The following is a 13,513-nucleotide window of genomic DNA, read 5'->3' as shown; positions in this document are numbered from 1 at the left end:
AGCGCTAGGGCGTGGCGAGGCGCTGCAGCAGCTGCACGGTCGGATAGCCGTCGGCCGGCTCGCCCACGCTGCGCTGCCAGCGCCGGATCGCATCGCGCGTGGCCGGACCGAGCAGCCCGTCGGCCGTGCCCGCGCCGAAGCCGCGCGCATTGAGCGCCTGCTGCAGCGTGATCGTCTCGGCGCGCGACAGCGGCTGCAGGTCGCGCGGCCAGTCGGCGCGCACGCCGGGCCCGCCCGCGAGGCGCTGCGCCAGCAGGCCCACGCCCAGCGCATAGCTGGTCGCGTTGTTGTAGCGCAGGATGGTGCGGAAGTTCGGTCCGACCAGAAAGGCCGGCCCGCGCGCGCCGGCCGGCAGCAGGATCGAGGCATCGGCCAGCGCGGGCAGCGGCGTGGCGTCGTCCATCGCACGCACGCCTTCGGCCGCCCATTGGCTCGCGGACTGGCGCAGTTGCCCATCGGCGCGCGCGAGGTCGAAGCCCGGCGGCAGCCGCACCTCCACGCCCCAGGGCTGGCCGGCCTGCCAGCCCGAATGCTGGAGGAAGTTCGCGGTCGAGGCCGTGACGTCGGCCATGCTGTCCCAGATGTCGCGCCGGCCGTCGCCGTCGGCATCGACCGCATGCGCGAGGAACACGGTCGGCAGGAACTGCGTCTGGCCCATCGCACCGGCCCAGGAGCCGATCATGCGGTCGCGCGGGATGTCGCCGCGCTGCAGGATCCTGAGCGCCGCCATCAGCTGCTCGCGTGCCCAGCCGGCGCGCCGGCCCTCGAAGCCCAGCGTGGCGAGCGCGTCGATGGTCGAGATGTCGCCGTAGTTGGCGCCGTAGTTGCTCTCCATGCCCCAGATCGCGACCACGATCTCGCCCGGCACGCCGTAGCGCGCGGCCACCGCATCGAGCTGGGGCCGCAGCGCCTGCAGCCGCTCCTGGCCGCGCGTCACGCGCTGGGGCGAGACGGCCGTGTCGAGGTAGTCCCAGACCGCGCGCACGAACTCGGCCTGGCTGCGGTCGCGCTCCACCACCTGCGGCAGGTAGCTCGCGCCGTCGAAGGCGCTGTGCAAGGTGGCCTCGTCGATGCCGGCGGCGCGCGCCTGGGTGCGGAACTGCGCGACCCAGCGCTCGAAGTCCTGCTGGATGCGGGCATCGTCGGCGACGGGTGCAACCGGCGCAACGGGCGCAGGCGCGGCGGTGCGCGGCGCGATAGGCGCGGGCTGGGTCTGCGTGCGCGCGGGCGGCGGCGCGGCGCAGCCCGCGATGAAGGCGGCGAGCAGCAGGCTCGCCGATGCGCGGTACGACAGGCGATGCGGTGGACGTGAAATGGCATGAGGCATGCCCCCATTCTGACGATGCGCGCAAAGGCCCCGCGCCCGGCTGCGGCAACGACGTGCCGCGCGAGATGTCCTACGCCGCGACGCGGCCTGCGCGCGCCGGGCGGCCGATGCGCGGTGGCCACGCTGGTGATTCCGAAGCAAGGAGCCAGCGATGCCGACCCGAAAGACCAAGGGCCTCTACGCCAACATCCACGCCAAGCAGGAGCGCATCAAGCACGGCAGCGGCGAGCACATGCGCAAGCCGGGCAGCGAGGGCGCGCCCAGCGACGAAGCCTTCGAGAAAGCCGAGAAGACCGCCCACAAGCGCAAACAGCGGCACTGAGGCCGCTGTCCGTCATCGAGCCGTGCCCGCTCAGGGCTTCTGGAACAGCTTCAGCACGCTCGAGAAATCGAGCGCGCCATGCCCCGCGAGGCTGTGTGCAGCATAGAGGTTGCGCGCGATGCCGCCCAGCGGCGTCGAGGCGCGCACGGCGGTCGCGTTCTCCTGCGCCAGGCCCAGGTCCTTGAGCATCAGGTCGGTGCCGAAGCCGCCCGCGTAGTTCTTCGAGGCCGGCGCGGTTTCCATCACGCCGGGCATCGGGTTGTACTTCTCGAGCGCCCAGTTGCCGCCCGAGCTGCGGCGCATGATCTCCGACAGCACCTTGGGATCGAGCCCGTTGGCCACGCCGAGCGCGAGCGCCTCCGAGGTGCCGATCATCAGGATCCCGAGCAGCATGTTGTTGCAGATCTTGGCGGTCTGGCCCGCGCCCGCGGCGCCGGCGTGGAAGATGTTGGCGCCCATCTTCTCGAGCACCGGCCGCGCGCGCTCGAGGTCCTTCGTCTCGCCGCCGACCATGAAGGTCAGCGTGCCCGCGATCGCACCGCCCGTGCCGCCCGACACCGGCGCATCGATCATCGCGATGCCCTTGGCGGCGGCCGCCTCGGCCACCTTGCGCGAGGTGGCGGCGGCGATGGTGCTGCTGTCGATCACGAGCGCGCCGGCCTGGATGCTCTCGAGCAGCCCGGGCTTGCCCGCGCCGCCGAGGAACAGGCCCTCGACGTGCGCGCTGGCCGGCAGCATGCTGATCACGACCTCGGCATCGGCCACGCTGTCGGCCGCCGACTTCGCGATCGGCAGGCCCTCGCCCGCGAACTTCTTGCAGGCGTCGGCCGAGAGGTCGAAGGCGCTGAGCGTGTGGCCGGCCTTGAGCAGGTTGAGGGCCATCGGGCCGCCCATGTTGCCGAGGCCGATGAATGCGATCTTCATGTGTTGTCTCCGAAGGATTGAGTGTCTTTATTTCAGCGTGGCCAGCTCCGCCGGCATCTCGCCGCGCGGGCGCAGGTGGTCGTCGATGAAAGCCTGGGTGATCTCCTCGATGCTCGCGGGCGACCACTTGGGATTGCGGTCCTTGTCGATCAGCACCGCGCGGATGCCCTCGGCGAAGTCCTTGTGCGCGCAGAAGCCCAGCGAGGCCCAGTACTCGAGGCGGAACACCTCGGCCAGCGACATGCGGTGCACGCGCTGCCAGAGCTCGAAGCTCAACGCGGCCGAGCTCGGCGCGCCCTTGGTGAAGGTCTTGGCGGCGCCCTGCAGCCAGGCGTCGTCGCTCTGCAGCCCGCGCAGGCGCTGCGCGATGTCGAGCAGGTCGTCGCCGGCCATCAGCGCATTGATGGTGTCGTAGTGCTCGCGCACCTTCGAGGCCGGCAGTTCGGCGCCCTCGCCGGCCTTGGCCAGGATGCGCGACAGCGTGGCGCGGTCGGCCTTGCCTTCGCCGGCCCAGCTCGCGGCGGCGATGGCCTCGAGCACCTGGCCCTTGTGCTCCTGCGGCACCAGCACGTCGGCCAGGCCGCAGAAGATCGCGTCGGCGGCATTGAGGTTCGCGGCCGTCAGCGCGAGGAACAGGCCGGTGCGGCCCGGCGTGCGGCGCAGGAACCAGCTGCCGCCCACGTCGGGGTACAGGCCGATGCTGATCTCGGGCATGGCGATGCGGCTCTGCGCCGTCACCACGCGGTGCGAGCAGCCCGACATCAGGCCCACGCCGCCGCCCATCACGATGCCGTGGCCCCAGCAGAGGAAGGGCTTCGGGAAGGTGTGGATCAGGTGGTCGAGCTCGTACTCCTCGCGGAAGAAGTCCTCGGCGTAGGTGTTGCGTTCGGGGCCGCATTCGAGCAGCGTCTGGTAGAGCTGGCGCAGGTCGCCGCCCGCGCAGAAGGCCTTCTCGCCCGCGGCCTGCAGCAGCACGCCAACGATGCCGTCGTCCTTCGCCCATTCGCGCAACCTGGGCGTGAGCAGGCGCACCATGTCCACCGACAGCGCGTTGAGCGAAGCGGGTGCGTTGAGCGTGGCGACGCCGAAGCGCTGGCCGCCGGCGGTCTTGATTTCGTCGAAGAGAACTACGGAGTCGGTCATTGTCTTGAGGGGTTCCGGATGTGGGGCGTCAGCGGATATCGCTGTCCCCTTCCAGCAATTTTCGCGCAACGATCACGCGCATGATCTCGTTGGTGCCCTCGAGGATCTGGTGCACGCGGGTGTCGCGCACCAGCCGCTCGAGCGGGAACTCGCTGAGGTAGCCGTAGCCGCCGTGCAGCTGCAGCGCGTCGTTGCAGACATTGAAGCCGGCATCGGTCGCGAAGCGCTTGGCCATCGCGCAATAGGTGCTGGCGTCGGCGTGGCCGGCGTCGAGCTTGCTCGCTGCCAGCCGCACCATCTGGCGCGCGGCCACCAGCTCGGTCGCCATGTCGGCCAGCTTGAACTGCAGCGCCTGGAAGCTCGCGATCGGCTTGCCGAACTGCTGGCGCTCGTGCAGGTAGCGGCGCGCCGCGTCGAGCGCGCCCTGCGCCGCGCCCACCGAGCAGGTCGCGATGTTGATGCGCCCGCCATCGAGCCCCTTCATCGCGATGCGAAAGCCCTCGCCTTCCTTGCCCAGCAGGTTTGCGGCGGGGATGCGCACGTTGTCGAAATTGATGGTGCGCGTGGGCTGGCTGTTCCAGCCCATCTTGTGTTCCTTCTTGCCGTAGCTCACGCCGGGCGCGTCGGCCGGCACCGCGAAGGCCGAGATGCCGCTGGCGCCCGCGCCGCCGGTGCGCGCCATCAGCACCAGCACGTCGGTGGAACCGGCGCCCGAGATGAAGGCCTTGCCGCCGTTGATCACGTATTCGGCGCCCTGCAGCTCGGCGCGCGTCTTGAGCGAGCCCGCGTCCGAGCCGGCGCCCGGCTCGGTGAGGCAGTAAGAGGCCAGCTTGCGCCCGCTCGTGAGCTCCTCGCCCCACTGCTGCGCCACCGCATCGGTGGCCCAGGTGCCGAGCATCCAGGTCGCCATGTTGTGGATGGTGATGAAGGCCGTGGTCGAGGGGTCGACCGCGGCCATCTCCTCGAACACCAGCGCCGCATCGAGCCGCGGCAGGCCGAGGCCGCCGATGCGCTCGGGCGCGTAGAGGCCGCAGAAGCCCAGCTCGCCGGCCTTGGCGATGGCCTCCTTCGGAAAGAAGGCCTCGGCGTCCCACTGCGCCGCATGGGGCGCGAATTCGGCCTGCGCGAAATCGCGCGCGGTCTGCGCAAAGGCGTTCTGCTCTTCGGACAGTTCGAAGTTCATTGTTCGCGACCCTTCCAGCGATCCAGTTCGGCGGTCCGTTTCCGGGTCGATTTCTCCAGGCATGAATTGAATACCAGCGGCCACATGGAGCCGCCCTCGTTGGCCTTCGACGCGCGCTTGCAGGCCGGGTCGCGGCCCTTGAGCCAGGCGCGTTGCTCGTTGCGCAGCGCGGTGCGCATCGACGGCGACAGCGTCTTCATCACCTCGCCATAGCGGATGTTGAGCGCCGCATCGGCGGCGCGGAAATCGCGCGCCGCGCAGGCGTTCATCTGCTGCTGGTTCCCGTTGGGATCGCAGTCGTCCGCGCCGGCGTCGGCGGCCGCCCGCGCGCCGCCGGCGAGCAGCGCGAGCGTCGCCACCGCGCCCCAGGCCGCGACGCGAAGGCGCTTCCTCACTTGAGGCTGATGGTGGTGTTGACGCCGTGCGAGACGGTGCTGTCGTCGAACCAGCGTGCCGTCACGGTCTTGGTCTGCGTGTAGAACATGATGACCTGCTTGCCGTACGGGCCCAGGTCGCCGAGCTTGGAGGCGCGCGAACCGGTGAACGAGAACATCGGGACCGGCACCGGGATCGGCACGTTGATGCCGACCTGGCCCACGTCGATGTCTTCCTGGAAGCGGCGCGCCGCGGCGCCCGACTGCGTGAAGATCGCGGTGCCGTTGCCGTTCGGGTTGCTGTTGATCAGCTCGATGGCCTCGTCGATGGTCTCGGCATCGGCCACGCACAGCACCGGTCCGAAGATCTCCTGGTCATAGATGGTCATGCCGGGCTTCACGCCGGTGAAGATCGTCGGGCCGACGAAGTTGCCCTTCTCGTAGCCGGGCACGCTGGGCTTGCGGCCGTCGAGCACGAGCTCGGCGCCATCGGCCAGGCCGCGTTCGATCAGGCTGCTGACGCGGTCGTGCGCCGCGCACGAGACCAGCGGGCCCACGTCCACGCCCTTCTCGGTGCCGGCACCGATCTTCAGGGTCCTGGCCTTCTCGATCAGCTCGGGCACCCACTTACGCGCGTCGCCCACCAGCACCGCCACCGACACCGCCATGCAGCGTTGGCCCGCGGCGCCGAAGCTCGCGCCGGCCAGCGCGTTGAGCGTCTGTTCCTTGTTGGCGTCGGGCATCACGATGGCGTGGTTCTTCGCGCCCATCATGCATTGCACGCGCTTGCCGGCCAGGGTGGCGCGGTTGTAGACGTGGGTGCCGACCTTGGTCGAGCCGACGAAGCTGATCGCCTTGATGTCCTTGTGGTCGCAGATGCCGTTGACCACGGCCTCGCCGCCGTGGACCACGTTGAGCACGCCGGCCGGGATGCCGGCCTCGAGCGCGAGCTCGCACAGGCGCATCGTGACCATCGGGTCCTGCTCGGAGGGCTTGAGCACGAAGGTGTTGCCGGTGACGATGGCCATCGGGAACATCCACAGCGGGATCATGGCCGGGAAGTTGAACGGCGTGATGCCCGCGCACACGCCCAGCGGCTGCAGCAGCGTGTAGGTGTCGACGCCGTTGGCCACGTTGTTGGCCAGCTCGCCGAGTTGCAGGTTGCCGATGTTCGAGGCGTGCTCGACCACCTCGAGGCCGCGGAACACGTCGCCCTCGGCATCGGGCAGGGTCTTGCCCTGCTCGGCCGTGAGGATCGCGGCCAGCTCGGCCATGTTCTCGCGGATCAGTTGCTGGTACTTGAGGAAGATGCGCGCGCGCGCGCCGATCGGGGTCTTGCGCCAGGTCTTGAAGGCGTCCTTGGCCGACGCCACGGCGGCGTCGAGTTCATCCTGGGTGGCGAAGGGCACGCGGGCCAGCACCTGCTGCGTGGCCGGGTTGACGATGTCGCGCCATTCGGTGGTCTTCGACTCGACGAACTTGCCGCCGATCAAGAGCTTGACGGTGGCGATCTGGGTCGAGGGCTGGGTGCTGGCGTCCATGTGCTTGTCTCCTGTGAATGCGGTGCCGAAGGCGGCGGAACAGCGGGCATCGTAGCTTTGCAGTTTTGCTATGACAATAGACAAAATTGCGCTGGGGTTTTGCAAAAACGCAGAACACAGGAACAAGGACGCAGAGGACGCGAAGGTTCCGCGAAGAGCGCAAAAAAAACGAATTCACTTTTTTGATTTCTTTCGCGTCCTTCGCGGAACCTTCGCGTCCTCTGCGTCCGGTTCCCGCATTCAGAAAGAACTGATGGACTGGGACAACCTCCGCTATTTCCTCGAACTCGCGCGCTCCGGCACGCTGATGAGCGCCGCGCGCCGGCTCGAGGTCGACCACACGACGGTGGCGCGCCGCATCCAGGCGCTCGAGAAGGAGGTCGGCGCGCCGCTGTTCGCACGCGAGGCCGGCGGGCACCGGCTCACCGAGGCCGGGCGGCGGCTGCAGCCGCAGGTGGAGGCGATGGAGAGCGCCTTCCTCGCGGTCGAGAGCACGGCGCCGGCCTCGCAGGAAGGGCTGTCGGGGCTGGTGCGCATCGGCGCCACCGAGGGCTTCGGCACCGCGGTGCTGGCGCCGCAGCTCGCGCTGTTCGCGCGCCAGCATCCGCGGCTGACCATCGACCTGCTGGCGATGCCGCGGCTGGTGCACCTGTCGCGGCGCGAGGCCGACATCGTGATCTCGCTCGAGCGGCCGGCGCGCGGACCGGTGCTGGTCACCAAGCTCAGCGACTACACGCTGCGCCTCTACGCCTCGAAGCCCTACCTCGCGGCGCACAGGCCGATCGCCACGCGCGAGGACCTGCGCGGCCACACCTTCATCAGCTATGTCGACGACCTGCTGTTCAGCAAGGAGCTGCAGTACCTCGACGAACTGCACCGCCCCGACAGCTTCGCGCTGCGCAGCACCAGCGTGCTGGCGCAGCACCGCGCGGTGGCCGCGGGCGCGGGCATCGCGGTGCTGCCGGCCTTCCTGGCCGAGGGCGACGGCAGCCTGCAGCCGGTGCTCGCGGGCCAGGCGAACTTCACGCGCACCTTCTGGATGTCGATGCCGGCCGAGACCAAGCACCTCGCGCGCATGAAAGCGACCTGGGAGTTTTTGCAGCAGACCGCGCAGGCGCAGCGCGACCTGCTGCTGCCCGATGCGGGCGCCTAAGCCACGCCCTCGAGGACCGGCTCGCCCTGCGCGGGCGCGTCGGCGCGCACCAGCTCGCCCAGATGGCGCCACAGCCGCTCGGCCTGCTCGGCCAGCGGCGCGCGCCGGCGCATCAGCATGAAGCGCAGCGGCACCTCGAGCGAAGTGCCGCCGGCCCGCACGAGGCGCCCGGCATCGAGGTCCTCGCGCACCAGCGCCTGCGGCAGCCAGGCCACGCCCAGCCGCGACAGCGCCATGAAGCGCAGTCCGTCGGTCAGGCTGGCCTCGTGGTGGCGCTGCAGCCGCAGTTCGGCATGGCGCTCGAGCAGCGGCGCCAGCGACCAGCCGAGGTGGCATTCCTCGGCATAGCCGAGGAAGGAAACGGGCGCACCGCCGGGATCGCGCAGGTCGAACAGCGGCCCGCCCGCGGCATTCGGCGCGCTCACCGGCACCAGCCGTTCGCGCCCCAGCTCCAGCGACAGGCAGTCGCCCGCCTCGCAGGCCGAGCCCGCGCGCGCGGCCACCGCGCCGGCTTCGTCGAACAACGCGACCGCGTAGTCGGCCGAGCCCTCGGCCAGCATCTCGAAGCATTCGGGCAGGTTGTCGGAGCTGACGCTGAACTTGGCGGTCCGGAAGTCGTTGTGCAGCCGCGGCACCCAGTCGGGGAAGAACACGGCCGACATGATGTGGGGCGCCGCGAAGCGGATGCGCAGCTGGCGGTCCTCGCCATCGGCCTTGATCGACTTGCGCAACCCCTCCAGCGCATAGACCACCTCGGAGGAGATCGCCTGCAGCCGTTCGCCGGGCTGCGTGAGCTCGAGCGCCGCGGTGCGCCGGTCGAACAGCGGCGCACCGATCCACTGCTCGAGGCCCTGGATGCGCCGGCTCAGCCCCGACACCGACACATGGCAGCGCTCGGCGGCGCGGCTGAAGCTGCGCGTGTGGCACAGGACCAGGAAATCCTTCAGGCTGACCAGGTCGATCATTTGCGGTTTTCTCAAAAGTTGGCGGCCACCCCAGTCTACTTTCGCTCGGCGGCAGCCTGGACACTCCGGCATCCGGATCCTTTGCGGCTTTCGCAAAACCCGGCGCCCGATCGGCAACCCGCTGAAGGCCTCGCGCCCCAAGAATTCCGGCACCCCGAGCCCTTGCTGGAATCCAGATGCCGCCCTCGACCCCCCAACGCCTTCGCGGCGTGCTCGCCCCGGTCCTCACCCCCTTCGACGCCGCGCTGAAGCCCGACGCCGCGCGCTTCCTGCGGCTGTGCCGCTGGCTGGTGGCGCAGGACTGCGGGCTCGCGATGTTCGGCACCAACTCCGAGGGCAACTCGCTCTCGGTCGACGAGCGCATCGAGCTGCTGCGGCAGGCCGTGGCCGCGGGCGTGCCCGCCGCGCGCATGCTGCCGGGCACCGGCAGCTGCTCGCTGGCCGACGCGGTGCGGCTCACGCGCTGCGCGGCCGACCACGGCTGCGCCGGCGTGCTGGCGCTGCCGCCCTTCTATTACAAGAGCGTCACCGACGACGGCCTGTTCGCCTTCTTCAGCGAGGTGATCGAGCGGGTCGGCGACAGCGGCCTGCGGCTGTACCTCTATCACATCCCGCCGGTGGCGCAGGTGGGCTTCTCCCACGCGCTAGTCGAGCGCCTGCTCAAACGCTACCCCGGCACGGTCGCCGGCATGAAGGACACCGGCGGCGACTGGGACTACACCGCGCGCACCATCGCGCAGTTCGGCCCCGCGGGCTTCGACGTCTTCGCGGGCACCGAGACCCTCCTGCTCGACACCCTGCGCCACGGCGGCGCGGGCTGCATCTCGGCCACCGCGAACGTCAATCCCCGCGCCATCGTGCGCCTGTTCGAGACGTGGCAGGACGCGGATGCCGATGCGCGGCAGGCGGCGCTCAACGCGGTGCGCGCGAAGTTCGCGGCCCATCCGCTGATTCCCGCCATGAAGTCGGCCATCGCGATGGCCACGGGCGATGCGCAATGGGCGCGCGTGCGGCCGCCGCTCGAAGCGCTCGATGCGCAGCGGCAGGAGGCCCTGCGGCAGGCGCTGCGCGACCAGGCTTTCGATCTCGCCGCACTCGACGTCGATGCCGGCGATCGCCACTGAACCGGTCGCGGCCGCGCCCTTCACCGAAGCCGAGCTCACGCGCCTGCGCCGCGACACGCCCGCCTGGGGCGCCGGCGCGCACTTCGCGCACGGCTCGGCGAGCCTGCCGCCCGAGCCCGTCTACGCGCAATGGCAGGCCTGGCTCGAGGCCGAGCGCGCGCTGGGCACGCACCGCGCCGCCGAGCGGCATGCGGACGCGCTGCATGCGGTGCGCGCCAGCGTGGCGCGGCTCGTCAATGCGCAACCGCACCAGGTCGCGCTGCTGGGCTCCGCGAGCCAGGCCTGGGCCGCCGCGATGAGCGCCGCCCATGCCCCTCACGTAATCACGACCCACGACGAATACGGCGCCAACGCGCTCCACCTGCTGAACGCGGCGCAACAGCGGCGGCTCGGCTTCTCGGTGATCGGCACGCGGCCCGGTGCGACGCCGCTGACGCAGCGCCTGGACCATGCGCTGCGCCACGCACCCGCCGGCCGCCGCCCCGTGGTCTCGCTCGCCGCCGTACCGACCGCCTGGGGCGCGGCCACGCCCATGGACGGCGTGGCGCGCTGCGTGCACGCGCATGGCGGCCTGCTGTTCCTCGATGCCAGCCATGCGGTGGGCCAGGGGCCGGTCGACATGCAGGCCCTCGGCTGCGACGTGCTGGTGTTCCCCGCGCGCAAATGGCTGCGCGGCCCGCGCGGCGCGGGCGTGCTGTGCCTGTCGCAGCGCGCGCTCGAGGCGCTGGGCACGCCCGAAGCTATCGACGTGGCCGGCGCGCAGTGGCTGGAGGCCGAGCGCCTGCAGCCCTGGTCCGATGCGCGGCGCTTCGAGCGCCACGAGTTCCATCCGGGCCTGCGGCTGGCACTGGGCGCGGCCTGCGACTACGCGCTCGCGGTCGACCCGGCGCGCATCGCGCGACGGAACGCGCTGATTCGCCAGCGCCTCGCGCATGCACTGCAGGAACGCTTCGGCTGGCAGCCGCTCGAGGCCGGCCAGCCCGATCGCAGCGCGCTGCTGACCTACCGCCTGCCCGAGGCCTTCGGCGATGGCGCGGCCTTCGTCCGCCGCCTCGCCGACGCGGGCGTCCACGCCTCCTTCGTCGGCCCGCAGCACGCGCGCTGGGCGCTCGAGGCCGCGGGCCTGCCGGGCGTGCTGCGGCTCACGCCGCACTACCTCACGGACGACGACGAGATCGCGCGCCTCGTGCAGGCGATCGAGACCACGAATTCCCGCGTCCATCGCTGACGCGTTCCATCGACGAAGAACAAGGAGACACGCATGAAGACCCATCCCCTCGCCCGCCTGGCCACCGCGCTCGCGCTGTTCGCCGCCGTCGCCGCGAGCCCGCCGGCCGCCGCGCAGGCCTATCCCTCGAAGCCCATCACCGTCGTCATCCAGTACCCGGTCGGCGGTCCCTCGGACGCTCTCGCGCGCCTGCTCGCGCCGCGCCTGCAGGCCGCGCTCGGGCAGCCGCTGGTGATCGAGGCCCGGGTCGGCGCCGGCGGCAACATCGGCACCGACGTCGTGGCCAAGGCCAAGCCCGATGGCTACACGCTGCTGCTGTCCTCGAGCGGGCCGCTGGCGATCAGCCCCTGGCTCTATCCGAAGCTGCCCTATCGCCCGCTGAAGGACCTGGTGCCGGTGGTGCAGCTCGCGGCGGTGCCGCTGGTGCTCGAGGTCAACGACGCGCATCCGGCGCGCAGCGCGGCGGAGTTCCTGCGCCTGCTGAAGGCCAACCCCGGCAAGTACAGCTTCGGCTCGTCCGGCAACGGCACGCCGCAGCACCTGTCGGCGGTGCTGCTCGGTTCGATGACCGGCGTGACGCTCACGCACGTGCCCTACAAGGGCCAGGCGCCGATGGCCACCGACCTGATGGGCGGGCAGATCGACTTCGCGATCGACAGCATGGTCTCGGCCATGCCCAACCTCGCGACCGGGCGGCTGCGCGCGCTGGCCGTCACCGGCCGCCAGCGCTCGCCGCTGCTGCCCGAGGTGCCGACGCTGGAAGAGGCCGGCGTGCCCGGCTACGAGGCGCTCGCCTGGTACGGCCTGATGGCGCCGGCGGGCACGCCGCGCGCCATCGTCGAGCGGCTCAACGAGGCCGCGCGCCAGGCGCTCGACACGCCCGCCGTGCGCGAGCAGATCGCGCGGCTCGGCAGCGCGCCCGTGCACGGCACGCCCGAGCGCTTCGGCGCCTTCATCCAGGCCGAGCACGACAAGTGGGGGCCGATCGTGAAGAGCACCGGCGCCGTGGTCGATTGAGGCCGCACCGCCCATGAAGATCGTCAGCATCGCGGAACGCACCGTTCCCATCGCCTCCTCGCTGCGCAACGCGCGCATCGATTTCAGCGAGATCACCGCCAGCGTGGTGGCCGTCGTCACCGACCAGTTCCGCGACGGCCGCCGCGTCGTCGGCCATGCCTTCAACTCCTTCGGCCGCTACGGCTGCGGCGGGCCGCTGCGCGAGCGCTTCATCCCGCGCCTGCTGCGCGCCACGCCCGCGGAACTCAACGACCCCGACAGCGGCATCGTCGACCCGCAACGCGCGCTCGACCTGATGCTGCGGCGCGAGAAGGCCGGCGCCCATGCCGAGCGCTCGATGGCGGTCGGCACGCTGGAACTCGCGCTCTGGGACATCGTCGGCAAGATGCGCGGCCTGCCGCTGTACCGGGTGCTGGCCCAGCGCATGGGCGAGCCCGGCATCGAACCCGCGCGCTCGGTGCGCTGCTACGTGGGCGGCGGCTTCTACCGCGACCACGACGACCTGGCCCGGCTCGGCGACGAGGTGCGCGGCCATCTCGATGCCGGCTACACCGAGCTCAAGATCAAGGCCGGCGGCCTGCCGCTGGCCGCCGAGCTGCGGCGCATCGAGTCGGTGCTGGCACTGGTGGGCTCGGGCGCGCGGCTGGCGCTCGACGCGAGCTGCGCCTTCGGGCGCGACGAGGCGCTGGCCTTCGCGCGCGCCATCGCGCCCTACGGCCTGCGCTGGCTCGAGGAGCCCTGCGACCCGGCCGACTTCGAGACCTACCGCGCGGTCAGCGAGGCCTATGCGGGCACCGTCGCCGGCGGCGAGAACCTGTTCTCGCGCGAGGAGGTCGCCAACTTCCTGCGCTACGGCGGCTTCGAAGGCCGCGTCGTGCTGCAGCCCGATCCGCCGCTGGCCTACGGCCTGCTCGAGCTGCAGCGCATCGTGGCGCTGGCACGGGCCCACGGCGTGGCGCGCGAGAACATCGTGCCGCACGGCGGCAACCTGATGTCGCTGCATGCGACCGCGGGGCTGGGGCTCGGCAGCGCGGAGTCCTATCCGGGCCTGTTCGGCCCCTTCGGCGGCTTCAGCCGCGAGGTCCGGATCGAGAACGGGCACGCCACCCTGCCCGAGGCGCCGGGCATCGGCTTCGAGGAACAGCCCGCGCTCTACCGCATCTTCCGCGAACTCGCGGCCGGCCTGGGGGTGTGAACGCGCGCGCGCCGGCC

General features: G+C 71.2%; 13 protein-coding genes. 6 read left to right on the top strand and 7 right to left on the bottom strand.

Annotated elements, in window-relative coordinates; translation table 11 throughout:
• Nucleotides 1-4: 4 nt before the first annotated feature.
• The gene (locus KV106_RS05265) at nt 5-1,327 is read right to left on the bottom strand and encodes a lytic murein transglycosylase (protein WP_261206799.1); all 1,323 of its coding nucleotides are present in this window, start codon (nt 1,325-1,327) and stop codon (nt 5-7) included.
• 151 nt (nt 1,328-1,478) lie between these two features.
• On the opposite strand from KV106_RS05265, the gene KV106_RS05260 reads away from it, so the two are divergent.
• On the top strand, nt 1,479-1,649 hold the full coding sequence (locus KV106_RS05260; protein ID WP_172705438.1) for a hypothetical protein: 171 nt from the start codon (nt 1,479-1,481) through the stop codon (nt 1,647-1,649).
• Nucleotides 1,650-1,679: 30 nt separating this feature from the next.
• Here the strand turns inward: KV106_RS05260 and mmsB are convergent, their stop codons facing one another.
• The 5 genes from mmsB to KV106_RS05235 are packed head-to-tail and all read right to left on the bottom strand — an operon-like array spanning nt 1,680 to nt 6,814.
• Nucleotides 1,680-2,573, bottom strand: a complete 894-nt coding sequence (gene mmsB / locus KV106_RS05255) for a 3-hydroxyisobutyrate dehydrogenase (protein ID WP_261206796.1) — start codon at nt 2,571-2,573, stop codon at nt 1,680-1,682.
• A gap of 27 nt (nt 2,574-2,600) precedes the next feature.
• Complete coding sequence (locus tag KV106_RS05250) at nt 2,601-3,716, bottom strand: enoyl-CoA hydratase/isomerase family protein (RefSeq protein ID WP_261206794.1); 1,116 nt, start codon at nt 3,714-3,716, stop codon at nt 2,601-2,603.
• Nucleotides 3,717-3,744: 28 nt separating this feature from the next.
• Nucleotides 3,745-4,899, bottom strand: coding sequence for an acyl-CoA dehydrogenase family protein (locus KV106_RS05245; protein ID WP_261206792.1), 1,155 nt, complete (start codon nt 4,897-4,899; stop codon nt 3,745-3,747).
• The gene (locus tag KV106_RS05240) at nt 4,896-5,258 is read right to left on the bottom strand and encodes a lysozyme inhibitor LprI family protein (RefSeq protein WP_261206790.1); all 363 of its coding nucleotides are present in this window, start codon (nt 5,256-5,258) and stop codon (nt 4,896-4,898) included. The genes KV106_RS05245 and KV106_RS05240 overlap by 4 nt, the downstream gene beginning before the upstream one ends.
• 32 nt (nt 5,259-5,290) lie before the next feature.
• Complete coding sequence (locus KV106_RS05235) at nt 5,291-6,814, bottom strand: CoA-acylating methylmalonate-semialdehyde dehydrogenase (RefSeq protein ID WP_261206788.1); 1,524 nt, start codon at nt 6,812-6,814, stop codon at nt 5,291-5,293.
• Nucleotides 6,815-7,067: 253 nt separating this feature from the next.
• Here KV106_RS05235 and KV106_RS05230 point away from each other — a divergent pair, with 253 nt between their 5' ends.
• A complete protein-coding gene (locus KV106_RS05230) occupies nt 7,068-7,967 on the top strand; it encodes a LysR family transcriptional regulator (protein WP_057595057.1) in 900 nt (299 codons plus the stop codon).
• On the opposite strand, the gene KV106_RS05225 is transcribed toward KV106_RS05230, so the two are convergent.
• Entirely contained in the window at nt 7,964-8,932 is a 969-nt protein-coding gene (locus tag KV106_RS05225; protein ID WP_261206784.1) for a LysR substrate-binding domain-containing protein, read from the bottom strand. The two genes, KV106_RS05230 and KV106_RS05225, sit on opposite strands and share 4 nt — an antisense overlap.
• Before the next feature lie 176 nt (nt 8,933-9,108).
• Between KV106_RS05225 and KV106_RS05220 the strand changes: the two genes are divergently transcribed.
• The 4 genes from KV106_RS05220 to KV106_RS05205 are packed head-to-tail and all read left to right on the top strand — an operon-like array spanning nt 9,109 to nt 13,496.
• The gene (locus KV106_RS05220; protein ID WP_261206782.1) at nt 9,109-10,056 is read left to right on the top strand and encodes a dihydrodipicolinate synthase family protein; all 948 of its coding nucleotides are present in this window, start codon (nt 9,109-9,111) and stop codon (nt 10,054-10,056) included.
• Complete coding sequence (locus KV106_RS05215; protein ID WP_261206780.1) at nt 10,037-11,284, top strand: aminotransferase class V-fold PLP-dependent enzyme; 1,248 nt, start codon at nt 10,037-10,039, stop codon at nt 11,282-11,284. The genes KV106_RS05220 and KV106_RS05215 overlap by 20 nt, the downstream gene beginning before the upstream one ends.
• Before the next feature lie 33 nt (nt 11,285-11,317).
• Nucleotides 11,318-12,301 carry a Bug family tripartite tricarboxylate transporter substrate binding protein gene (locus KV106_RS05210; protein WP_261206778.1) on the top strand — a complete coding sequence of 328 codons (984 nt, stop codon included), beginning with the start codon at nt 11,318-11,320 and terminating at the stop codon, nt 12,299-12,301.
• 13 nt (nt 12,302-12,314) lie between these two features.
• Entirely contained in the window at nt 12,315-13,496 is a 1,182-nt protein-coding gene (locus tag KV106_RS05205) for an enolase C-terminal domain-like protein (protein WP_261206776.1), read from the top strand.
• Nucleotides 13,497-13,513 lie beyond the last annotated feature (17 nt).

The sequence above is a fragment of the Variovorax endophyticus genome (assembly GCF_025376855.1).
GTDB lineage: Bacteria > Pseudomonadota > Gammaproteobacteria > Burkholderiales > Burkholderiaceae_C > Variovorax.
The sequence above is the reverse complement of the archived record's forward strand: the minus strand, read 5'-3'. Positions and strand labels throughout refer to the sequence as shown.